Genomic DNA, 21,772 nt, shown 5'->3' with positions numbered 1-21,772 from the left:
ATCCCCTACCTCGCATAGGAAAGGACCTCGACCCGGGACCGGTGGACGTACCTTTCGAGCCGGCCACCCAGCAACAGGCAGCGGCCCTCATCCAAAACCTCCCGCACCGGCGCCACGGTGCCCAGCGGAATCCCGCCGTCGTCCCAGCCGACCACCTTTACCAAGTCCCCGCGCTGCAGAAGGAAACCGTTTTGTCCCAGTGCCATGCCGACCTCCTGCACTTCGTCCAAGCTGTTGGGGAACGCGACTGTCTGGACCGGAGGCAATGAGCTTCCAAGGAGAGGCGGGTCCAAAATTGACCTGATTAACAATTGCCAATAAAGCTATTTCAAACCGGCGCGTTTGTCATTAGAGTAAAATCCCTGACTTTGCCCCCGCCCAAGCCACGACCTCTCTGAGTAGAAACTCCCAGGACCTTCATCAATTTCCCCGCGAACGATCAGTCTTTCCGGCCACGATGGCCGTGCCAAAGGAGGACCTCCTTTTCTCCAGGGAGCGCGCCGGCGGATCCGACCGGCTGGGCGCCAGCCGGGCGGCAGGGGCGCGGCGGCCCCGCCCCTGCGATATCGAGGGAGTCCCGTATTGTCGAGACGTTAACGGACCGGAAGTGCCGTTTGCGCTGAGCATCCTCATCCTTACCTGGTGATGTCCTCGGTTTTCCCCTTATGGGTAGCCCTGATTTTCCCGGTACTGGATCAGCTGATGGTACAACGCGCTTTGGCCGTTCGGCCTCAACCTCATTCGCATTGTCCCTGATCTCTTTGTGCCTTTCCGGTGGCGCTCCCCACTGTATCGGAGAGACGCCGCGATGGATCAGTTGAGAGATACCCTTGGCCCGGGAAGAAGTAGCTGCCGGCATCGGTTGACGGCATTGATCGTTAATATAAACTAATGACCCGAATCGCCACCGTTCAACTAATGAGAGACTGGAGAGGTAGAAGTCAATGACTGCTCGAGGCGAAAAAGGTTCCGCTTTGGTAGAGATGGCCATCTCAATCACGCTGCTGCTCCTCATCCTGTTCGGGACGATCGAGTTCGGCCGGGTCATGTACATGAGAAACACGCTGAACCTCGCAGCGCGGGAAGGGGCGCGGCTGGCTTCGGTGACCCCGGCCCCGATCGACGAGGCCAAGATCCAGGCCCGGGTAACCCAGCTTGCTCCGTTCGCCAATGTCCAGGCAACAACCTCCACGAGCACCGGGGGGATCACTACGGCCTGCCCTCCCGGTACGGACTGCACGGTTACCGTTCAGGTCACCTGTCCGTTCAATACGGTGGTCCCGCAGCTCATCCCCCAGCTGAACAACATCAACCTCACTACCCAGGCAACCATGCGCTGGGAGAATTAAGTTCGGAGGCAAGGATGAATCGACCCGGTGCAGCAACCATCGCAACCGTCGTTGCCCTGATCCTGGGCGGAGCCGCGACCTGGCAAGTTCGGGATTACCTGAAAAAGCACAGTTCCGGCGCCTTTTCCGGCGTCTCCATCGTCACCGCGGCTGCCGACGTGCCGGTCGGCGCCCGTCTTGAACCCGGGTCGGTGAAACTGGCGACCTGGCCTAAAGAGGCCCTTCCGTCGGGTTATTGCACCGATCCTAAGCGGTTGCTGGGGCGGGTGGCGGTGCGGCAGATCGCCCCGGGGGACGTCATCACCGAGACGAAGCTGATGCCGCTCAAGGGTGCCGGTACCGGCATCATGACCTACATGGTCCCGGAAGGGCACCGCGCGGTAACGGTTTCGGTGAACGAGGTGGCCGGCGTGGCCGGATTCATCACCCCCAACAGCAGGGTTGACGTGGTCCTTACCACCCCGCGCCCGGGCAAGCCGGACAAGGAAGATCAGTTGAGTAAGATCATCCTGCAGAACATCCCCGTCCTTGCCTGCGGGCAGGTGACCGAACAAAAAGACGGCAAGCCGACGGTCGTTCCCACGGTTACCCTGGACCTGGTCCCGGACGAGGCGGAAAGGTTGATCGTAGGTGCCAAGAAGGGATCGCTCCAGCTTTTATTGAGAAACATGGTGGATGTCGCCGCGGTGCCGACCCAGGGGGCCAGCGTGGCCAAGGCGCTCGGGGTCACTGAGGCTCCGGTTGTCGTCAAGCCGGTGGTGGTGAAGCGGGTGCGTGAGGTGGTTGCCCGACCGGCGCCTCCTCCAGTCGTCAAGGTGGCCGCCCCCCCCCAGCTCTTCACGGTGGAGGTGATCAACGGAGGGAGTAAGTCCAAGCGGGAATTCGCCCACGAATAGCTCCGCATTTCCGATCACTATGAAATGAGAGGTGACAGGATGAAACAGTGCCTGACTAAAGGAGGGATCTGGGGGGGGCTCGTCCTCTGGCTCCTGTGCTGCGGGCCGGTATCGGCCCTGGCCGGAGTGCCCACGGAGGTGGTGGTCCACAAAAGCGTGCTGCTCAACCTCCAAAGGCCGACGGAGCGGGTCTCCGTCGCCGCCCCGGACATCGCGCAACTGGTGGTCATCTCTCCCACCCAGTTGCAGGTGAACGGCAAAAAAATCGGCACGACGACCCTGATCGTCTGGGAGAAGGGGGGGAAGACGACCTTTTTCGACCTGAGGGTCAAAGGGGACGTCATGCTGCTTCAGGACCAGATCAACGGTGTCCTGTGCCCCAACGACGCCGTCACGGTCGACTACGCCAACGACACCATCGTCATCTCCGGGCAGGTGCGCCACGACTACACGGCGAAAAAGGCGCTCAAGCTGGCCCAGGCCTATGCAGCGAAAAACGAGGGGGGCGGCGGAGAAGAACCGGAACCGGAAAAGCCGCTGGATAACAGCCAGGCCTCCTACCAGGCGGTCGCCCCCAATACGGAAAGAGAGGACCTTTCGCCAAAGCTTCCAGGCAATGGCAAGGATAGTCCGATGGTCATCAACCTGATCCAGGTAATGGACCCGCAGCAGGTGCTCCTGGAGGTCAAGGTGGCCCAGGTCGACAAGAGCGCGCTCGCCTCGCTCGGCATCAGCGCGCTGGTGAAGGGGGCGGGAGGGGAGGGATTCATCAACCTGGCAGGCGCGGCCCCCTTCCCCAACGGTTCGTTGAACCCTTTGAACGGGAACCAGGGTATCGCCGGCAACGCCCCCGGCATCGGCGCCTTGAACGGTGTCAAGGACGCAGGACTGGACGCCTTCCAGGCGGGGGTCTCGGTGTTCAAACCCGGCATCGGTGCGATCCTGAAGGCGCTTTCGACGAAGAGCCTTGCCAAGGTACTCGCGGAGCCGAATCTTCTGGTCCGCAGCGGGCAGGTCGGCAAGTTCCTTGCCGGCAGCAAGATCCCCTTTTCCTATGTCTCCGGCGTCGGCGCCCTCTCCGCCACCTCGATCCAGTTCATCGACGTCGGGGTGAAACTGAACTTCAGGCCGGAGTTGCTGGACAACGGCCTCATCTCATTGAAGATCGACCCCGCCGAGGTGAGCGGCATCTCCGGCACCCTGGCGGTGAACGGCTACCCGATCATCGACACCCGCGAGGTCCGCACCCGGGTGCAGCTCAAGGACGGAGAGAGCCTGGTACTCGCCGGTCTGCTCCAGGAGCAGCAGGTGAAAACCATGTCCAAGATCCCGATACTGGGTGACATCCCGGTCCTGGGAGCCCTTTTCCGCTCCACGCAAAACGACCTGCAGGAGAAGGAGCTGGTCTTCTTCATTACGCCGAGGTTGGTGTCGCCGAGCGTCCCCGGAACGAAGGTGCCGCTGCCGACCGACAGACCGCTGACACCGGAACAAGAGAGGGAACTGCAATGGATGCCACTGGGAAAATAAAGCCGGTCCGCAATGCACGGGGAATGATGATCGTCTACGTCTCGGTCACCCTCGTGGTGCTGGTGGGGATGGCTGGAATGGTTATCGATCTGGGGCACACCCACGTCGTGCGGGGCGAGTTGCAAAATGCCGCCGACGCTTCGGCTCTGGCAGGCGCGGCGAACCTGTACCAACAGCCGATAACCGCGGCATCGCAACCGCAGTGGGATATCGCCAAAAGTAAGGCGGCGGACTTCGTCAGCCAGAACCGTTCCGACGACACCAAGCTGGACTCCGCGAACGTGGAGTACGGTTATTGGAACAAGAATTGGAAGCCTTCCGACAATACCCCGCTATTACCTACTACCAGCACCGGATTGAGTGCGGAATTCGTCCCGGCGGTCAAGGTCACCGTCAGCAGGACCGGAACGGAGAACCAGGGGCCGGTGAGCACGACCTTCATGAAGATCTTCAACGTGAACAGCGCGCCGGTGAAGTCGAGACCGGCGGTGGCGGTGCTGCAGAAGTTCTACGCCGGTTCGGTGCCTCCCCATACGGTTTTCCCGTTTGCGATCTGCAAGCCGATGACCGATTCCATCTTTACGCCAAGTGCCACGCTTCCGACCGGCGAAATCACCATCACTTCGGCGTACTCGGTGGGAAGTACCACGTGCAATCCGGCCGGCCAGTGGACCTCGCTTACCCAGATCGACAACAGTGCCAGTGGCGAGAAAAAGCTGATCCAAAACGGAAACGACAGCTCACTGTCAGTAGGAAATCAGATCTATCTCCAGCCGGGAGAAGAAAACTCGGTCTTCCAGACTGCGAGGAGTGCGTGGCTGAACCAGGATGTGTACCTGCCGATTGTCGATGCAACCGATCTGACCCAGAAGGGATTTCAACCCATCGTGGGATTCGCCTATTTCCATATCACGGATGTAGCCTCCGGCTCGGCACCTTACGTCAAAGGCTATTTCACGAGTATCACCACCGCGCCTTCCACCTTCGGGACCGGGGGCTCGCCATCCAACGTCACGCTCTACAAGCCGGTAATGGCCCAATAGCCCGATGAGCCGCCAAGAAATGGACTATCACATGACTACTGAACTGTCGGCCATCCTGATCGGCAACGATCCGCAGGTACAGCACAGCATCGAGAGTGCGCTCAAGAGCTCCGGCGCCAACGTGCGCCTTCTCGCTGCCGTAGATGACCTGCAGCAGGGCATGCGCATCATGCAGACCAACTCCCCCAACATCGTCATCCTCGACCTCAAAAACGTCGACCAGGGGGAGAAGGAAACGAGGTACCTTGCCACGCGGTTTCCCCGCACCGCCGTCTTCGTGACCGCGGCAGAGAAAAACCCGGACTGGATCCTCACCCTGATCCGGGCCGGTGCCCGGGAGTACCTCACCAAACCGGTGGCGGCGGCCGAATTGGCGCAGGCCGTCGAAAAGGTGTCCCTGGTATGGGCCGCGGCGGCCGGGACCCGGGAGACCAAGGGATCGGTCATTTCGGTGTACAACCCGTCCGGGGGGATGGGGACGACCACGGTGGCGGTAAACCTGGCGGCATTGCTCGCGGCCCAGGGGAAGCGGACCGCGCTCCTCGACCTCAACCTTCATGCGGGGGACGTCGCCGCCTTTCTCGACCTCACCCCGCGCTATACCCTGGCCAGCGCGACCCCGAAGCTCGGTGCCCTGGACGCCGATTTTCTCAGGAGCATCACCGTATCCCATGGCTGCGGGGTCGACGTCCTCAATGCTCCGGACGAGCTCGAAGAAGCCGACCTCGTGGCGCCGGAGTTGGTACACGAGGTGATCCGGTATTTCCAGACCCACTACGAGTACACCATCATCGACACCGGCGGACCGGCCGCGGGGTGCAACCTGGCGGTATTCCAGGCTTCGGACCGAATCCTGTTCAACACCGTCCTGCACCTTCCCGCGCTGAGAAACGCCCAGCGCTACCTGGCCGCCCTGGCCCGGGCCGCAGGGGCGGAAGAGCGGATCAAGCTTTTGGTGAACCGCCACGATCCGAGGGAGGGGATCAAGGTAGCTGACGGAGAAAAGGTCCTCAGCGTAAAAGTCTTCCAGACGATCCCCAACGGCGCCGCCGACGTCACTGCCTCCATCAACAAGGGGGTGCCGCTGGTAATCGACAACCCGAGATCACCGGTGGCCAGATCCCTGGAGGAACTGGTCCGGAAGCTGACCGGCACTGCCGCGCCGGCCGAAACGAAAACCCTCAGGAGATTCCTATGATCTTCAACGAGCAGCCGACCGCGGCGACCGAAGCCGGCGGCCCTTCCTTCCAGGATCTGAAATGCCGCATTCACCGCATGCTCATCGAGCGGGTGGATCTCACCAAGCTGGAGCTGCTGCGCAGTGACGAACTGGCCGGCGAAATCGGACGCGTCATCGAGATGCTGATCTCCGAGGCGGGGGTGCCGCTCAGCCGACCGGAAAAGGAGCGGCTCGTCGTCGAGGTGCAGCACGAGACCTTCGGCCTGGGGCCGATCGAGCCCCTCCTCGCTTCCCCGGAGATCTCGGACATCCTGGTCAACAACTGCCACAACACCTACGTGGAGCGGGGCGGGCGGCTGGAAAAGACCGACGTCGTCTTTCGGGACAACAGCCACCTGCTGCAGATCATCGAACGCATCGTCCACCGCATCGGACGCCGGATCGACGAATCGAGCCCCTTCGTGGACGCCCGCCTCCCCGACGGCTCCCGCGTCAACGCCATCATTCCACCCCTGGCCCTGGACGGGCCGGCCCTGTCGATCCGTCGCTTCGGGCTGTTCCGGATGAAGCTCAAGGACATGCTGGCGCTGGGCTCTCTGGACGAGCGGATGGCGCGGGTGATCGAGGGGGCGGTGAAAACACGCCTCAACATCCTCATCTGCGGCGGGACCGGCACCGGCAAGACCACCCTTTTGAACATGATCTCCGAGTTCATCCCCGAGGACGAGCGGATCGTCACCATCGAGGACTCGGCGGAGTTGCAGCTCAAGCAGGACCACGTGGTGCGGCTGGAGACGCGTCCCGCCAACATCGAGGGCGCCGGGGAGGTTACCCAGCGCGACCTGGTGCGAAACGCCCTGCGCATGCGGCCGAACCGGATCATCCTCGGCGAGGTGCGCGGCGGCGAGGCGCTCGACATGCTTCAGGCGATGAACACCGGTCACGAAGGCTCCATATCCACCATCCACGCCAACACGGTCCGCGACGCGATGTCCCGGATGGAGACGATGGTCATGATGACCGGGCTGGACCTGCCGGAGCGGGCGATCCGGGAACAGATCGCCTCGGCGATCGACATGGTGATCCATCTGGTCCGGTTCCCGGACGGCTCGAGAAAGATCGTGAAGATCGCGGAAATCACCGGGATGGAATCCCACACCATCGTCATGCAGGACATCTTCCTGTTCGACCAGAAGGGCGTTGACGCGGAGGGGCGGGTGGTCGGCGAGTACCGGGCCGCCGGCCTCAGGCCCGGCTTCGCCGACCGCTTCAAGGTGTACGGCTTTGATCTCCCCCCCGGGATCTTCGACAGGAGGAGCTAGTCATGACGGCGGCAGCGATTCTGGTCTTTGCCGCAGTCTTTGCGGCGGCTTATGCCGGCTGCCTGGCACTGGCCGAGGCCCGGCGGTCCCCCGCCGCCATCCTCAAAGGGCGCCTGCGGCGGATGGGGCAAGGGGAGCCGGAACCTCAGCCGGACCCGGAGCTGGTGCGCCGGGAGAACTGGGGGCACCGGTTCTTCATCAAGCTGCCCCTGATGAAGCGGGTGACGACGCTCGTGGAACGGTCCGGCATCCCGATCGCGCCGCCCATAGTGGTACTGGCGACCGCCGCTGCCTCAGCAGCAACGGCACTCGCTCTCTATGCGGCCCGGGGAAACCTGCTTTTGGCGGCAGGGGGCGGGGTGGCAACCGTATGGGGGGCCAAGTTCGCTCTCGCCTGGAAAAAAAGGAGCCGGGAACGTCGCTTCACCGAGCAACTGCCGGATGCACTCACCATGATCTCCCGCTCGTTGCGGGCCGGACATTCCCTGACCGCTGCCATCGAGCTCTTGAGCGAGGAACTGCCGGAACCCGCCGCCGGGATCTTCAGGATTGCCTATGAGCAGCAGAAATTCGGGGTTCGGATCGTCGATGCCCTGGCGACGCTGCCGGAAAGGATCGAGAGCCTGGATCTGCAGTTTTTCGTCACCATCATCCGGATCAGCAGCGAAACGGGGGGAAACCTCGCCGAGATCCTGGACAAACTCGCCGAAACCATCCGATCCCGCCTGCAGGTACGGCAACAGGTGCAGGTGGTGACTGCCGAAGGGCGGCTGTCCGGCTACGTCCTGATCGCGATGCCGATCCTGCTCTTTGCCGTCTTCTACATCATGAACCCGGCCTACATGGGACTCTTCTTTACCGAACGCTTCTGCCAGATCGCACTTGTCTTTGCGGCAGTCGCGCAGTGCGTCGGGCTGTTCCTGATCAGAAAGGTCATCGACATCCGCATCTAGGAGGGGAAGCCGTGCTTACCCTGATCTGCTGTGCCACATTTCTGAGCATCGCCGTCCTGGCCGGCACGGGGGCTTACCGCTACCTCGGGAGACACGCGACCCTGAACCGGCGGGTGGCAGGGCTCATGCCCGAGGAGAAGGAAACCCCGGCACTGGTCGCGACGCAGAACATCTGGCAGCTCTACCTCGCGGAAATGGGGGAGCGGCTGCGGGTAAAGCCTTCGGACCTGCGCAGTTACCGCGGCATGATGATGGCTGCCGGTTTCCGACCGCAGGCGGTGTACATCTTCCTGGGGATGAAGCTGCTGCTGGCAATGGTGTTACCGGGCATCTACCTGCTCCTCTTCGTTCTGCCCCAAGGGCGGCCCCTCGGCTCTGACGCGGTCACCATCGCTACGGGGTGTGCCATTGGCGGTTTTCTGCTGCCGACCTTCTGGATCGGCCGCCGGGGAAAGGCCCGCAAAGAAGAGATCTTCCACACCCTCCCGGACGTCCTGGATCTGTTGACGGTTTGCGTCGAAGCGGGCCTTGGGCTGGATGCGGCGTTGCTGCGGACCGCAGACAGCTTCTACCAGGCGAAAAACCCGCTGTGCAAGGAGATCATCCTCACCATCCTGGAAATAAGGGCCGGCAAGCCGAGGCCGGAGGCCCTCAAGGGATTGGCCGAGAGAACCATGGTCGACGACGTAAGGTCGCTGGTCACCATGCTGATCCAGACGGAAAAATTCGGTACCAGCCTGGGCAAGACCTTGCGGACCTTCTCCGATTCGCTGCGGCTGAGGAGAAAGCAGTTCGCCGAGGAAAGGGCTTCCAAAACGGCCGTTAAGATGCTGTTCCCGTTGACCTTCTGCATCTTTCCGGCCCTGCTCATCGTGATGTTGACGCCGGCGGTATTCCAGATTGCCAAGATTTTCAAGCCGTGACCCAGGGCGGGCACCGGCCCGCTCGGGCTGCCGCGGCTTTGCGAAAGGCCACCCATGCACTGCACCCAGGGCCGTTGTTCGATCCACGATTTTTTTTGGCCGGGGCTTTGGTCTTCGTTGGTGCACCTGCTGCTTTTGGCTCTGCTGCTGGACGACTGGTCCCGCCAGCAAGGGGTGATCTGGCTGGACCCCGGGTTGGCACTCCAGGCGGTCGAACCGCCGCCGGAGACGGTGACTGCCGAGACTGCGGCACCGGCCGTGGCCAGCGAAGCCATGCCGCGTGTCGGGGAGAATGGGGCGGTCGCCGCCGCTGAGACCACCGATCCGGGAGGCGACCCGGATGAGATGATGGCTCCGCTGAGTCCGGCGCCGGAGGGCCCGCCCGCTGCGGTGACCGAAGCACCTGCAGCGCCGGCACGTCGGGCGGCCCTCCAGCAGACGCCGCGACCGGCGCCCCCCCAGTCGCGGGCCATCTTCTCGGCGCAGAGTTCTGCGCGGCTGGTGCGCCACCAGGCACCGGTCGAATCGAAGGCGTCGCCCGTTGCGCCCGTTGCGCCCGTTGCGACCGTTGCGACCGTTGTGCCCGTGGCGACCGTTGCGGCCGTGGCGACCACTGCGACCGCTCCGGTGCCGCCGCCGCGGCCGGCACGGGGAAAGCCCCTGACGGTAACGGCGCCTCAAGCGGCGGCCCCTGATTCGCCTCCGGAGCGCCGGGTGCCGCCTCCCAGGCCGGTCGCCGCTCTCGCACCGGTTGTGCCGGCTACCCGCCGGGAAGAATCACCCGGAGGAAAGGCCCCCCCGGCATCGGGAGAGAAGAAGTTGGGGCCGCGCCAACTCCCCGTCCCGCCACCGGTCCAGGTTGTGCCGGCAGCGGAGTCGGGAGCCACCCGCCAGGTCACCGCCTCGCCCAAGGGGCCGGCGGCCTTGCCCGCACCGGCAGCCGCTGCTGCGCCGCTACCCAAGCCGGTCCACGTTGATCCGGTCCGGTCGGCCGAGGCTGCGGCGGGTCCGGGAACCGCACCGCCGAATCAGCTCCGGGCGTTTCCGGCGGTCGCCCTGGACGGAGACCTGGTGTTGAAAATCCGCAGCAAGGGGATCGCCGGCCGGGAGGTGAAACCCTACGTCATCTTTCGCGATTATCCGAAAAGCCGGCACAACCGCGGGATGACCGCAGCAGAGGCGAGCCGCAAGACCAAGCTTCGGCCCCGGTCGGTCGCGCTGGATAACGACCAACTGCAGGTTGTCGTCGATACCGCCGCCGACGGCGTTTACGATTTCCGGGCCGGAGCGGAGCCCGCCGGCGAGGGGGCCTGTACCCTGACGATCACCGGTCGCGGCGGCAAGAAGGTGAAACCGGTGGGGACCCGGGCGATCGGCGGAGACAACTCGCTGGTGAAGGTCCTCATGCCCGAAGGCGTGCTCTGGGACGAGGACGGCCCGTTCACCGGCAGCATCGAGGATTCCGAGAGCGTGACCAAATACAATGGGGAAACGGGGCTGGTGTGGAAGGAATACAAGCCGTGAGTCCCGGGCAGGGATCGGGGATACCGTCGGCAAAAAGGAGGGAGTCAAGATGGCATCGAGATATCGGTTGGTCATCACTTTGATGCTCGCGCTGTTGCCGGTAGGCGGTTGTGGCGGCTCGGGCGGCGACCCGGGGGGGGTGAGTGACCCTTTCGCCCAAAATCAGCCGGTAAGCACCGGCAACGGGACCGTCCTCAACTACGCCATGTCGCTGAGCGCCGCCGGCAGCACCGGGGGGACGACCGTAGGTTCCAACGGCACCGTCATCGCCACCGCCACCCTCACCGACAGCAATGGCAATCCGGTGGCGGGCCAGCCGGTGCAGTTCCAGGAGGTCCTCCTAAATCCTGCCGACTCTCCATCGGTAACGATTCCGTCCCCGGTAGTCACCACCACATCCGAAGGAAAGGCCATCGCCCTCCTCACCGCCAACAGCACCACGGTCCGAAAGGACGTCATCCTGAGAGCGTCCACTTCGATTGATGGCCAGGACGTCAACTCGGTCCGGATCTTCACCATCAACGGGACGCTTTTAAACTACTCCATGTCCTTGAATGCCGTCGGCAGCACCGGCGGGACGACGGTTGGAGCCAACGGCACCGTCATCGCCACCGCCACCCTTACCGACAGCAGCGGCAATCCGGTTGCGGGCCAGCCGGTGCAGTTCGAGGAGGTCCTCCCGACGGCAGCCGATACCCCGTCGGTAACCATTCCGGTGCCGGTGGTCACCACTGCCTCGGATGGAAAGGCGATCTCGATCCTCACCGCCAACAGCACCACGGCGAACAAGGGCGTCATTCTCAAGGCATCGACCACCATCAACGGCCAAAACGTGAGCGGCATCAGCATGTTCACGGTAGTGCGCAGCACGGGCAACTACGTAGAATTCATCACCACGAAAGAGGCAAGCGATCCGGACGGAAGCATGAATCCGCTCCAGATTCAACTGACCGCGGTCGATCCCGTTCTCATGCCCCACTATGGGATCCTGCAACTGGTGACCGTGGATGTGCTCGATAAAAACGGGGTAAAGCGGACCCATGTGCCGGTGACCCTGCAAGTCGTGGGTGTCATGGGCAACGACTGTGCCGTATCCCTGGGGGTTCCGGGAGGAACGACCCAGACGGTCTTCACCGACGATACCGGTCTCGGCATCTTCAGCGCGGAAATCATGATGAGTACCCCCCCCATCGGTGCCAGCGACAGCTGCTCGGTGGTGTACAGCGCCACGACGCCGGACCCGTATGCGCAAATCGCGACCGACCTCTTCAGCTACGGCGGCTATGTCGCCATGATCACCAACAACAAGCAGTAGTTACCTCTCGCAACCGACCATTCGTCCCGAAATGATGCCATGAGGAGGGAATATGCGCCGCCAGTCGTTACTGCTTCTTCTGGTCCTGCTTGCTGCAGCGAAACCCGCGACGGCCGAGAGCCTGGATGGCAGGCTCGGCATCACCGCAAAGGCCGGGGCTTTGGTCCCGTTGAAAGACGACTTCGTCAGCAGCACCACCCATTCCAATCCCGGCGTCGCCGCCGGCGGGGGAATCATCTTCGGCCTGGGCCGCAATTTCGCCGGCGAGATCGACGTGACCCACGTACCGGGACTGGATGTGGAGATCAGCGGTGCCAAGGCATACGAGGCCAGGCTCACTGACGTCTCGCTCGGGGTGCAGTACCGCTTCCTGCCGGCAGAGCATTTGGTTCCTTACGTCGGAGGCGGCGTGGACTTCATCACCGGCGAGCTGAAGCACGTCTCGGGTGCGGATTACGACCTGGAATGGACCGAAGGGGGGCACGTCAACCTGGGATTCGACTACTTCCTCACTCCCGGAATTGCATTCACCGGCGAAGCCCGGGGGATTTTTCCTTTTGACGGGGACGTTACCGGGCCCAACGGCAAGGTAGGTACCTACCGCCCGATGGCCTTTGTGGGGACCCTGGGGTTCCGCCTGATGCTGCCGGCTCACGTCTTCCGGGACACCAACAAGTTCTAGCGGTTTCTTCCGCATCTTGTCGCGGCAGTTGCTTAGGCAAACAGGCCATCTGCACCGGCACCAAAGAGCCGAAAAACGAACAAGAGGAAAGGTGATCCTTTCCTCTTGTTGTTGCGCCCCTTGGGCTGCGTGCACCTGATGGTTTGAGTCTTTCTAGGGAGATGCGACCTTGCCGGCGACCGTGTTGAATTGAGAGTTTATGTCCTGGCCCAGAAGCTTGGCTCCGGCCATCGCGATTACCGCGATCAGTGCAACCATCAGAGCATACTCAACCATCGTCGCCCCTTTCTCTTCTTTCAGCATGGACTTCATCTTTTCCCTGGCTTCCTGCATCCTGAGATACGTACCGATTACGAGTTTCATGGGTAACCTCCTGAATGATTTATAGTTAAGCCTGCAATAGAATAGCACCCGAACTGTTATTGCATATACGACAGTTGTTGTATTCTCAGTTTAAAATGAGTGCGAGAATGGTGTGCTCCTTTCGAGGTGGAAGCTATGAGAGATTTTCACCACCATATCCTGATCATCGGCCCGAAAATGCTCCAGAACGCGGTGCTGGCTTCCTACATCGAAGACCACACCGATTGGCACTGCATTCCGATTGAAAAAGTGGAATTGGCCGAGCAGGTCGAGAAGGAGGAGCCGAACGGGATCTTCGTGCTCCACGATGCCGTTTCCTTGCAGGGAAAGGTCTTCGAGGCCGCGCTTGCCGCGGAACTGGAGCGGATGCCGGTCGACTGGGCGGTCGCCCTGTTCAACCTGGAACGGAGCAGCGACGTGGAGCGCAGCGCCATCAGGTACGGGATCAAGGGGATTTTTTACGAGGACGACACCCCGGAGGTGCTGATCAAGGGGATCTCGGCGATTTTCCACGGGGAGCTTTGGGCATCGCGCAAGACGCTGGCGGAAAGCCTCATCGATTGCAGCCGAGGCCTGATGCCACACCGGACCCTTCCCCAGTTTCCCAACGGGCTGACCAAGCGCGAAGCCGAGATCCTGTATCTGCTCTCGGAGGGGTGCTCCAACAAAGGAATTGCCAAGCACTTGTTCATCAGCCCCGAGACGGTGCGCACGCACCTGCATCGGATCTTCAAGAAGCTGCACCTGTCGACGCGGCTGGAAGCATCGCTTTGGGCTTCCCGGCACCTTTTCTCCCATTCCTGAAGCAGACCACGGCGCGGCAGGCGCGCGACTCATCCAAAACCTCGGTTGACTTTCGGGGAGGGGATGAATCCAGGCAAGAAAAGCATGGTGCAGGAGGGATACCTGCCCCCGCCCGTTTGGCTGAGGGGGGCAGCTCCTTTACCGGGTGCCGCTTTGGGCTCGGGCTCGGAGGTTACGCCAGGGGAGTCAACGGAACGCGTGCCGATGGGGGGAGGGACCGGGGAAACGCCGTCGGCTTTCTCCGGATGGCCGGCTGGTTCAGCTGAAAGCGGCGCGACGCAGGCCCGCCGGGGGGAGGAGGTTGATCTTCATCCAGTATTCCAGGGTCATTTTCAGCTTGTCCAGATTCGTTTCCCGGTTGATGTCTTTGGTTACGAAGCTGTTGGCACCGAGGTGGTAGCTCTCGTCGATGACGCTCTCATTGTTCAGAGCGGTCCAAACGACGACCGGTATTTCCTTGGTGCGGCGATCACTTTTCAACCGGCGAAGCACATCGAGTCCGCAGACTCTCGGGACGTTCAGGTCCAGCAACACCATCAGTGGGGAGACGAACTCCCTTCCCGCGTATGCGCCGGTTCCGAGCAGCAGGTCGAGTGCTTCGGCCCCGTCATGGGCGAATACTACCGGAAAAGGAACGATGCTCTTCACTGTCTTGAGAAAAAGAGCCTCATCATCGGCATCGTTTGCGACAACTACGAGGACATCGTTTCGCATGTTATTGCCTCGTTTCTGAGTGGATTCTGTCAGGAGATGTTATGACGGTTTTCGTTAAAATTGTCAAATCGAGAAAAGTAGTATCACTGGTTCAGGAATTGCCGAGAACCGTTCAGGAGGATTACCTTCTTCTTGTTACGCATTTCCTCCGCAGAGTGTCGGGCCTTTTCGAGCAGAGGAGTAAGCATAAACTAGATGGTTGCCGGGCCGCTAAAGTGAGTGTCGCCTTTGGTGAGGACGCCAATATCAGCCGAGGCGCTCCTCTTAAGGAGAATCCGGGTCGGCCTCACTGCGGCATGCAGGGGCAAACTTCCGGCCTCCGCCGACGGGCCAGAGCCGGAGAAGAACTTAGGGCGGCTCGGGCTTCCGGGAGGACCATGCCTGTGGGGAATACCCGATGACAATGGCCCGCTTTTTGCTGGGAAGCTCATCATTCTCATTAAAGTGCCGTCCGCTCTGCCACGTGGGTTGGCCAGAACCAGTCAAAACGCCGGTTTGCTCTGGCGGATGCCGCGTAAGCGCCAACTTACGGCTAAGTAAGTTGCACAATTCGTTGCTCTGCTGCTACTATCGCGACAGGGTTTGGCGGGGCGGTGGTGCCAAGGTCAGGAGGTTTGGATGTATTTTCTGGTGGTTGAGGACGAAGAGCGGGCCGCGGCCCAGCTCCAAAAAGGGCTCTCCGAGGTGAGCGTCGTTTCCGATGTCTGCAGCAACGGCCTGGACGCCGTTGCCCTTGCGCTCAAAAAGGAGTACGACCTCATCATTCTCGACCTCATGCTGCCCGGCATCGACGGGTTCGAGGTGCTGAAAAGGATCCGCGCCGCGGGGGTGGCCACCCCGGTCATCGTCCTTACCGCCCGCGATTCGGTGACCGACCGGGTGACCGGGCTGCGCAGCGGCGCCGACGATTACCTGGTGAAGCCGTTCTCCTTCGCCGAGCTGATCGCGAGGATCCAGGCGCTCTTGCGCCGCGGTCAGGCGTTGCAGCACGACGAGCTCAGGGTCGCCGACCTCGTGGTCAACTTCTTCGCCCACCGCGCCACCCGCGCCGGCAAGCACCTCGATCTGACCCCCAAGGAGTTCTCGCTTTTGTCCCTCATGATCCGGCGCCAGGGGGAGGTCCTCTCCCGGGCCCGCATCGCGGAGCGGATCTGGAACCTGGGCTTCGACAGCAACATGAAGATCGTGGACGTGAAGATCGGGAACCTGCGGGCCAAGGTGGACGGCCCCCACGAAAAGAAGCTGATCCACACGGTTCGGGGAGTAGGCTATGTTCTGGAAGACCGGGAGCTGGCGGGGGAGTAGACGCTGGTCGATCGCCAGGCGTCTGGCCCTTCTGCACATTGCCGCCGTCTTCATAAGCTACGCGCTCTTCGGGTCGCTTTTCTACCTGCGCCGGGTGAGCCAGCAGCGCAAGCACGACGTCGCCGAACTGATGGACGAGGTGGCCGGGGTTCAGGCGATGCTGCGCCAGCCGGACGGCCGGGAGCTGATCGACCAGGAGCTCAACACCCAGATCTTCGAGCCCGACACGATGCGGCCGTTTTTGCGCATCATCGACGCCCAGGGGACCGTGGTGCGGGAAAGCCCGGGGATGAGCCGGGTGCTTCCCGTCGGGGTCTTCACAACCAAGGCCTCGCTGGTCAAGGGGATGCCTTGGCGCAACGAGGCGGGGGATTACTACCTTTTAGCCAGCGTGCCGGCGCCGGAAAACCCGCTTTCCGGCCGGGGAGGCACCCTCCAGGTCGCGCTGAGCGCCCGCGAAGAGCAGATGTTCGGGACCCAGCTCCGCTACGCGCTCTTCTTCTTCGTCGGTTCCGGGACCATCTTCGCCTTCGCCTGCGCCTATTTCGTGGTCCGCCTGGGACTGCAGCCGCTCGAGGACATCTCCCGCACCGCGCGCAGCATCACCAAGCGCCAGTTGGACACCCGCATCGACGATGCGCCCCTCCCCACCGAGCTGGTCTCCCTCGCCCACTCCTTCAATTCGATGATGGCGCGGCTGGAAGAGTCCTTCGACAAGCTCTCCCACTACTCGTCCAATTTGGCCCACGAGCTGCGCACCCCGATCAACACGCTGATGATCACTGCCGAGATCGCCCTTTCCAAGGAGCGCCAGGCCGACGATTACCGGGCGGTGATCGCCTCGAGCCTGGAGGAGTGCGGCCGGCTGTCCCGGCTCATCGACCGGATGCTGTTTCTGGCGCGGGCCGACATCCAGCAGTACGACCTGATCCTGCAGCCTTTGGACGTAACCGAGGAGCTGGAAAACCTCTTCGACTACTATGCCGAGGAGGCGGGGGAGGCGGGGGTCGACCTGGCGGTCCGGGGCATGGCGACGGTACACGCCGATCCCGATCTTTTCCGCAGCGCACTCAGCAACCTTTTACGCAACGCCCTCGCGTATACCGGTTCCGGCGGGAGCATCACGGTCGGAACCTGGGTTTTGCCCAACGGGACGGTGAACATCGCCGTCAAGGACACCGGCACCGGCATCCCTCCTCAGCACCTCCCGCGGATCTTCGACCGTTTCTACCGTCCCGACGAGGTCAACAAGCCGCACGGCTCCGGGCTCGGCCTGGCCATCGTAAAGGCGATCATGAACCTCCACGGCGGCGACATCGCCATCGAAAGCATCTACGGGCGCGGTACCACCGTCACCCTCTCTTTCCCCCAGCAGGTAAACCCCAGGCTATAATCCCTCGCTTGCCAATTCGTTACCTTTGCCGTGCCTTTCCGTTGCCAGCGTTACGGCAAATCGCGTCTCCTCCTTTTCCGGCTCCCGGCCCACCTCACCTTTTCGGTAATATTTGCGTTGGAAATGACTTAGATCGGTTTTACCGGACGGTTACCGATACGACCGCGCAGGTTTCGCGGCGGTCGGTTCTTTCACCACCGCCATCTTTTTTTCGCTGCTCAGCAGCGGTGGCCGCGCTTTCCTCACTCCATCTTTAGGACCGATACATCCCATAGGTCCCGCCCATCGTTAACTCGGTTAACAATTCGACATGACAGGAAGTTTTTGTAGGGAGGGGCCTGACGAAACGTTCGGCTGCCGGTGCCGACCCCACCGGTAGGGGGGGCGCTTTTCCGACCGCCCGGGGCGTTTCCGGGCCATTTCGCGGCGAAGATCCCCCCTGCGCACGTCGTGCAGGCGGCACAAATTTTGCCTTACCTGGGCGACCACCTGCCTCCGCCACGGAGGCCACCACCGGGAAACCGGCGGCGCCATCCGGTGATACGACGAAACAGCTGCCGCTGAGCCGGCAACACGATATCGATGCATTGAGCGATTTTTCGGTCCGATTCAAAGGAAATTTTTTAGGGGGAATTATGTTGAGGAAGATTCTTGTCATCATGCTGGGCTGCCTGTTGCCGGTCCAGGCCAATGCCGATTCCTGGTTTTTCCAGACCCAGGTCCGCAGTGGCGGGGGCTCCATGACCTCGGCCAACAAGTCCGGTCAGCGGGTCGGAGATGGCGCCATCTACCGCTCGTACACCTCTTCGGGCCAGTTCGCGGTCTCGGTCGTGCCGGATGGCGGCTACAAGATCCGCAACATCGTGGTGAACTCCACTCCGCTGCTGAGCCCGGCCGAGGAAGGCACCGTTTCATCCTGGCCGACCATTTACCTCACCGGAGGCACCGACCAGACGGTAACCGCATCCTTCATCGCGTCCGCCCTCAAAATCTGCCCCATTGACCAAAGCGGGAATTGCGCTTCCAGCGTGGTCGGCTACCACGTTACTCCTTCTTCGGTGGGCGGGGTCACGGTAGGGTACAAACTCTCCTCCCCGATCACTTTCACCTACACGCCGACCAGCGGGTACCAGATCACCGGGATTCCCGGGCTTCCCAACGACCCGACGATCACCCACACCAACCTCGCCCCCGGGGCGGGAAAGGCGGTCAAGGTAACCTTTCCGGCCGGCTATGTCTTCTCGCAGGACATCGACCTGCAGGCGACGGCGGTAAACAATACTCCTTTCATCAACCAGGTAATGCCCCAGAACGCGATCGTCGGCGCACCGGTCAGCCTCAATGTCTCCACGACCAACATGACCGGGGTGAGCTACAGCTGGACCTACGTTTCCGGCCCGGCCAACACGGTCTCGTACCAGACGGTGAACGGGAAGATCCAGACCGTCGTCACTCCGGGACCCGCGCTCACCCTGAGCGGCGCTACCAGCGCCGCCCCCTCCTTCGTCGCGCCGTCGGTTCCGGGACAGTACAAGTTCACCGTGCAGGTCAAATCGGACAACAACCCCGCCATGGTGAGCCTGGCGACGGTGAACGTCGTCGCTTCCGGGATCAGTGCGGCGAAGAACCAGTGCCAGTTCTGCCATACCGCCAACGGGATCGGCGGGACCCAGCTCTTCAGCAACTGGTCCGCCTCCGCCCACAAGGCTTCCAGCGTCACCTGCGCCGGATGCCATGCCGGGGCCGGCACCGGGGGACACCCCGGATCGGTTACTCCGGCAAGCGTCAGTGCTACCACCTTCACCTATAACGCCAGCGGAGCCAACTTCTGCGTGAACTGCCACAGCGCCACGATTCCGGCCGGCTACGCCACCTCGGCCCACAAGGCAAACGGTGTGGCCTGCGCCTCGTGCCACGTGAGCGGTCCGCATAACCCGGCCGTCGCTGCCTCGGTCTGCGGAGGCTGCCACTACGACAACGGCGGCTCCGTTCCCAACCACCTCCTGGACATCGGCACCACCGCCTGCACCACCTGCCACAATCCGCACAACCTCTCGGCCGCGGGGACCGCGATGCCGTCGGTGCACTACAACAACATGACCGGCGCCAAGTACCCGGCTTCGTACGTCACTTCGCGTGCCAGCTGCGCCGACTGCCACCGTTCCGGAACCACCAACCAGACGGTCCGCCACCAGTGGTATTCCTCGGCACATGCCGCGGTCACCGACGCTCCCTTCACCGAGTACGACTTCAAGACCAGAAGCGGCTGCGTCCAATGCCACACGACTACCGGTTTCGTTGCCTACTCCACCGGTAAGGTGACTGCCGCATGGGGCGACGCTTCCGACAAGACCAAGGAAGTCATCACTTGCCGCGCCTGCCACAGCGACATCAGTAACGGCACCGCCCGCGTGGTGCAGCCGGTGAGTCCCTACAGCGACCTTGCCTGGACCAACCGGGAAGCGGGTGCCTCGAACCTCTGCTTTGACTGCCACAGCGGGCGCAACACCGGCAACGGCATCCAGGCGAAGGTCGGCAGCGCCGACTTCACCAACCTGGCGTACCTCGCGCCGCACTATCTTTCCGCCGGGGGGACCCTCAACGGGAAAACCGGTTACAGCTTCGGCCAGACCTACTCCTTCTACTCGACCAACAGCCACCGGACCATCGGGATGGCGAACTTCAACAACACCGGCAACGACGGTCAGTGCGTCGCCTGCCACATGCCGGTTGAAAACGGCGTGAAGAACCACTACTACCAGGCGGTTGCCAAGGATGCCAACGGAACCGTCACCTCGGTACCGACGAGCGCGGTCTGCGGCAACTGCCACGGCGCCACCCTGACCACCGGATTCCTGAACGGGAGCAAGACCGGCTACGCCAACACCCTCAACATCCTGAAGCTCGTGCTCGGACAGAAAGGGTACGCCTACACCGATAACTACCCCTATTTCGCCAACACCAACTGGGGGAGCGGACAGGCCGGCGCGAACAACATGGGTGCCGCCTTCAACTACAAGCTGCTCCTCGCCGAGCCGGGCGCCTACGCCCACAACGGCGCTTACGCGAGAAAGCTTTTGGTGGATTCCATCGACGCCGTCTACCATAACGGTTCGGTCACCGGCCAGATCAACGACGCGGTCACCGATCTTTTCAACCAGGGGCTCATCGACCAGGCCACCGTCGACAGCGTCACCGACTACGCCAAGGGTGGCGCAAGCTGCACGAGCTGCCACGCCAACACCTCGGGGAGCCACACGACGCACATCGTCACCAAGTCGATCGGCTGCGTGACCTGCCACAGCGCCACGGCGGCCAGCAACACCGCGTTGATCCCGGGCACCCAAAAGCACGCCAACGGCGTGAAGGATGTCGTCTTCGCCTACGAGCCGATCGGAAGCTACGCATCGGTTACCAAGACCTGTTCCAACGTTTCCTGCCACTCGGACGGGATGGGACACTACGGGGACGTGGTCTGGGGCGCCAAGCTCACCTGCAAGTCGTGCCACCCGAACCTCACCGGGGCGCACCAGGCCCACATCGGCAGCCTGCTCGACTCGGTCGGCTTCTACGGCTACACCTCCAACAACTCGACCGCGGCCGCCTACCAGTTCGGCTGCGCCAACTGCCACCCGACCGATCCGGCCAGCCACCAAAACGGGAAAGTGGACGTGACCCTGGTAGCCGATCCGGCGGCCGGATCGTTGCGCGCCAAGAACTCCCCGACCGCGATCATCTCCGGTGTCGGCCAGAGCGGCTCCGGCATCGCCGGGACCTCCGGGGTGAGCGTCACCTGCTCCGCCGCCTACTGCCACTCCAACGGCCGGGTCGGCGGCCCGCTCGCCTACGCCACCTCCCCCGACTGGTACAACGCCGCCGCCTACACCGGTGACAGGTGCGCCATGTGCCACGGCAACGCCCCGGCAACCGGTGCCCACGCCGCCCACGCGGTCGGGATCCACTACAACCAGATCACCGACGCCAGCGGTAACCTGATCCTGGGCCACGGCGACGAGACCCAGTCGACCACGATCAACTGCGACCTCTGCCACAGTGTCACGGTGACCAACTTCAACAACGACAACAATGCCACCTGCGGTTCCTGCCACGTAGCCGGCAACCCCGCGACCGGACCCAAAGGAACCCCGACCGTCGACAAGACCCACCACCTGAACGGGACCCTGGAAGTCGCCTTCAAGGGGATCAACATGGTGAGCAAGGCGCAGGTCCGGCCGCTCAGCTTCGGGCAGTACTCCTCGATCTGGACCCGGACCACCTACAAGGCCGGGGCGGGCTCCTACGACTTCAGCAAGCAGCCGCTCAGCTCGGCGAGCTTCGATGCCACCGGGAAGAACTGTTCCAACGTCGCCTGCCACAACGGCAAGAGCCCGAACTGGAACGCCAAGCTCACCTGCGTGGATTGCCACTCGACCCTGTAGGATGGAGCCGGCCGGGTAACCCCGGCCGGCCACCCGA

General features: G+C 62.6%; 18 protein-coding genes. 15 read left to right on the top strand and 3 right to left on the bottom strand.

The window, feature by feature from the left end:
* Positions 1 to 5: 5 nt before the first annotated feature.
* Positions 6 to 206, bottom strand: a complete 201-nt coding sequence (locus tag JFN93_RS13530) for a hypothetical protein (RefSeq protein ID WP_199384624.1) — start codon at positions 204 to 206, stop codon at positions 6 to 8.
* A 738-nt stretch (positions 207 to 944) separates the two neighbouring features.
* On the opposite strand from JFN93_RS13530, the gene JFN93_RS13525 reads away from it, so the two are divergent.
* From JFN93_RS13525 to JFN93_RS13475, 11 genes are all read left to right on the top strand, one after another.
* Complete coding sequence (locus JFN93_RS13525) at positions 945 to 1,349, top strand: TadE/TadG family type IV pilus assembly protein (protein WP_199384623.1); 405 nt, start codon at positions 945 to 947, stop codon at positions 1,347 to 1,349.
* Positions 1,350 to 1,363: 14 nt separating this feature from the next.
* Complete coding sequence (gene cpaB, locus JFN93_RS13520; protein WP_199384622.1) at positions 1,364 to 2,245, top strand: Flp pilus assembly protein CpaB; 882 nt, start codon at positions 1,364 to 1,366, stop codon at positions 2,243 to 2,245.
* Between the two features lie 39 nt (positions 2,246 to 2,284).
* A complete protein-coding gene (locus tag JFN93_RS13515; protein ID WP_199384621.1) occupies positions 2,285 to 3,775 on the top strand; it encodes a type II and III secretion system protein family protein in 1,491 nt (496 codons plus the stop codon).
* Complete coding sequence (locus JFN93_RS13510; RefSeq protein WP_199384620.1) at positions 3,754 to 4,818, top strand: pilus assembly protein TadG-related protein; 1,065 nt, start codon at positions 3,754 to 3,756, stop codon at positions 4,816 to 4,818. The genes JFN93_RS13515 and JFN93_RS13510 overlap by 22 nt, the downstream gene beginning before the upstream one ends.
* A 31-nt stretch (positions 4,819 to 4,849) precedes the next feature.
* The gene (locus JFN93_RS13505; protein ID WP_199384619.1) at positions 4,850 to 6,016 is read left to right on the top strand and encodes a response regulator; all 1,167 of its coding nucleotides are present in this window, start codon (positions 4,850 to 4,852) and stop codon (positions 6,014 to 6,016) included.
* Positions 6,013 to 7,320, top strand: a complete 1,308-nt coding sequence (locus JFN93_RS13500) for a CpaF family protein (protein WP_199384618.1) — start codon at positions 6,013 to 6,015, stop codon at positions 7,318 to 7,320. The genes JFN93_RS13505 and JFN93_RS13500 overlap by 4 nt, the downstream gene beginning before the upstream one ends.
* A gap of 2 nt (positions 7,321 to 7,322) precedes the next feature.
* Complete coding sequence (locus JFN93_RS13495) at positions 7,323 to 8,273, top strand: type II secretion system F family protein (RefSeq protein WP_199384617.1); 951 nt, start codon at positions 7,323 to 7,325, stop codon at positions 8,271 to 8,273.
* Positions 8,274 to 8,284: 11 nt separating this feature from the next.
* Positions 8,285 to 9,196, top strand: a complete 912-nt coding sequence (locus tag JFN93_RS13490) for a type II secretion system F family protein (protein ID WP_199384616.1) — start codon at positions 8,285 to 8,287, stop codon at positions 9,194 to 9,196.
* Between the two features lie 117 nt (positions 9,197 to 9,313).
* Entirely contained in the window at positions 9,314 to 10,720 is a 1,407-nt protein-coding gene (locus JFN93_RS13485) for a hypothetical protein (protein WP_199384615.1), read from the top strand.
* Between the two features lie 49 nt (positions 10,721 to 10,769).
* Entirely contained in the window at positions 10,770 to 12,035 is a 1,266-nt protein-coding gene (locus tag JFN93_RS13480) for an Ig-like domain-containing protein (protein ID WP_199384614.1), read from the top strand.
* A gap of 52 nt (positions 12,036 to 12,087) precedes the next feature.
* Positions 12,088 to 12,717 carry an outer membrane beta-barrel protein gene (locus JFN93_RS13475; protein WP_199384613.1) on the top strand — a complete coding sequence of 210 codons (630 nt, stop codon included), beginning with the start codon at positions 12,088 to 12,090 and terminating at the stop codon, positions 12,715 to 12,717.
* Positions 12,718 to 12,870: 153 nt separating this feature from the next.
* Here the strand turns inward: JFN93_RS13475 and JFN93_RS13470 are convergent, their stop codons facing one another.
* Complete coding sequence (locus JFN93_RS13470; RefSeq protein ID WP_199384612.1) at positions 12,871 to 13,080, bottom strand: Flp family type IVb pilin; 210 nt, start codon at positions 13,078 to 13,080, stop codon at positions 12,871 to 12,873.
* Between the two features lie 135 nt (positions 13,081 to 13,215).
* Here JFN93_RS13470 and JFN93_RS13465 point away from each other — a divergent pair, with 135 nt between their 5' ends.
* Positions 13,216 to 13,884, top strand: coding sequence for a helix-turn-helix transcriptional regulator (locus JFN93_RS13465; protein WP_199384611.1), 669 nt, complete (start codon positions 13,216 to 13,218; stop codon positions 13,882 to 13,884).
* A gap of 258 nt (positions 13,885 to 14,142) precedes the next feature.
* On the opposite strand, the gene JFN93_RS13460 is transcribed toward JFN93_RS13465, so the two are convergent.
* The gene (locus JFN93_RS13460; protein ID WP_199384610.1) at positions 14,143 to 14,598 is read right to left on the bottom strand and encodes a response regulator; all 456 of its coding nucleotides are present in this window, start codon (positions 14,596 to 14,598) and stop codon (positions 14,143 to 14,145) included.
* A 618-nt stretch (positions 14,599 to 15,216) separates the two neighbouring features.
* Here JFN93_RS13460 and JFN93_RS13455 point away from each other — a divergent pair.
* The 3 genes from JFN93_RS13455 to JFN93_RS13445 all read left to right on the top strand — a co-directional run bounded on the left by JFN93_RS13455 (position 15,217) and on the right by JFN93_RS13445 (position 21,735).
* The gene (locus JFN93_RS13455) at positions 15,217 to 15,903 is read left to right on the top strand and encodes a heavy metal response regulator transcription factor (protein WP_199384609.1); all 687 of its coding nucleotides are present in this window, start codon (positions 15,217 to 15,219) and stop codon (positions 15,901 to 15,903) included.
* Positions 15,869 to 17,296, top strand: coding sequence for a heavy metal sensor histidine kinase (locus tag JFN93_RS13450; RefSeq protein ID WP_199384608.1), 1,428 nt, complete (start codon positions 15,869 to 15,871; stop codon positions 17,294 to 17,296). The genes JFN93_RS13455 and JFN93_RS13450 overlap by 35 nt, the downstream gene beginning before the upstream one ends.
* Before the next feature lie 635 nt (positions 17,297 to 17,931).
* Positions 17,932 to 21,735, top strand: coding sequence for a CxxxxCH/CxxCH domain c-type cytochrome (locus JFN93_RS13445; protein ID WP_199384607.1), 3,804 nt, complete (start codon positions 17,932 to 17,934; stop codon positions 21,733 to 21,735).
* Positions 21,736 to 21,772: the final 37 nt, after the last annotated feature.

Source organism: Geomesophilobacter sediminis, assembly GCF_016458275.1.
Classification (GTDB): domain Bacteria; phylum Desulfobacterota; class Desulfuromonadia; order Geobacterales; family Geobacteraceae; genus Geomesophilobacter; species Geomesophilobacter sediminis.
Note: the sequence above shows the minus strand (reverse complement) of the source record. Positions and strands in the feature narration are given on the sequence as shown.

Excerpts from the sequence above, each read along its gene's own strand:
- JFN93_RS13530 (WP_199384624.1), bottom strand. The coding sequence starts at position 206 with ATGGCACTGGGACAAAACGGTTTCCTTCTGCAGCGCGGGGACTTGGTA.
- JFN93_RS13525 (WP_199384623.1), top strand. The coding sequence starts at position 945 with ATGACTGCTCGAGGCGAAAAAGGTTCCGCTTTGGTAGAGATGGCCATC.
- cpaB (WP_199384622.1), top strand. The coding sequence starts at position 1,364 with ATGAATCGACCCGGTGCAGCAACCATCGCAACCGTCGTTGCCCTGATC.
- JFN93_RS13515 (WP_199384621.1), top strand. The coding sequence starts at position 2,285 with ATGAAACAGTGCCTGACTAAAGGAGGGATCTGGGGGGGGCTCGTCCTC.
- JFN93_RS13510 (WP_199384620.1), top strand. The coding sequence starts at position 3,754 with ATGGATGCCACTGGGAAAATAAAGCCGGTCCGCAATGCACGGGGAATG.
- JFN93_RS13505 (WP_199384619.1), top strand. The coding sequence starts at position 4,850 with ATGACTACTGAACTGTCGGCCATCCTGATCGGCAACGATCCGCAGGTA.
- JFN93_RS13500 (WP_199384618.1), top strand. The coding sequence starts at position 6,013 with ATGATCTTCAACGAGCAGCCGACCGCGGCGACCGAAGCCGGCGGCCCT.
- JFN93_RS13495 (WP_199384617.1), top strand. The coding sequence starts at position 7,323 with ATGACGGCGGCAGCGATTCTGGTCTTTGCCGCAGTCTTTGCGGCGGCT.
- JFN93_RS13480 (WP_199384614.1), top strand. The coding sequence starts at position 10,770 with ATGGCATCGAGATATCGGTTGGTCATCACTTTGATGCTCGCGCTGTTG.
- JFN93_RS13475 (WP_199384613.1), top strand. The coding sequence starts at position 12,088 with ATGCGCCGCCAGTCGTTACTGCTTCTTCTGGTCCTGCTTGCTGCAGCG.
- JFN93_RS13470 (WP_199384612.1), bottom strand. The coding sequence starts at position 13,080 with ATGAAACTCGTAATCGGTACGTATCTCAGGATGCAGGAAGCCAGGGAA.
- JFN93_RS13465 (WP_199384611.1), top strand. The coding sequence starts at position 13,216 with ATGAGAGATTTTCACCACCATATCCTGATCATCGGCCCGAAAATGCTC.
- JFN93_RS13460 (WP_199384610.1), bottom strand. The coding sequence starts at position 14,598 with ATGCGAAACGATGTCCTCGTAGTTGTCGCAAACGATGCCGATGATGAG.
- JFN93_RS13455 (WP_199384609.1), top strand. The coding sequence starts at position 15,217 with ATGTATTTTCTGGTGGTTGAGGACGAAGAGCGGGCCGCGGCCCAGCTC.
- JFN93_RS13450 (WP_199384608.1), top strand. The coding sequence starts at position 15,869 with ATGTTCTGGAAGACCGGGAGCTGGCGGGGGAGTAGACGCTGGTCGATC.
- JFN93_RS13445 (WP_199384607.1), top strand. The coding sequence starts at position 17,932 with ATGTTGAGGAAGATTCTTGTCATCATGCTGGGCTGCCTGTTGCCGGTC.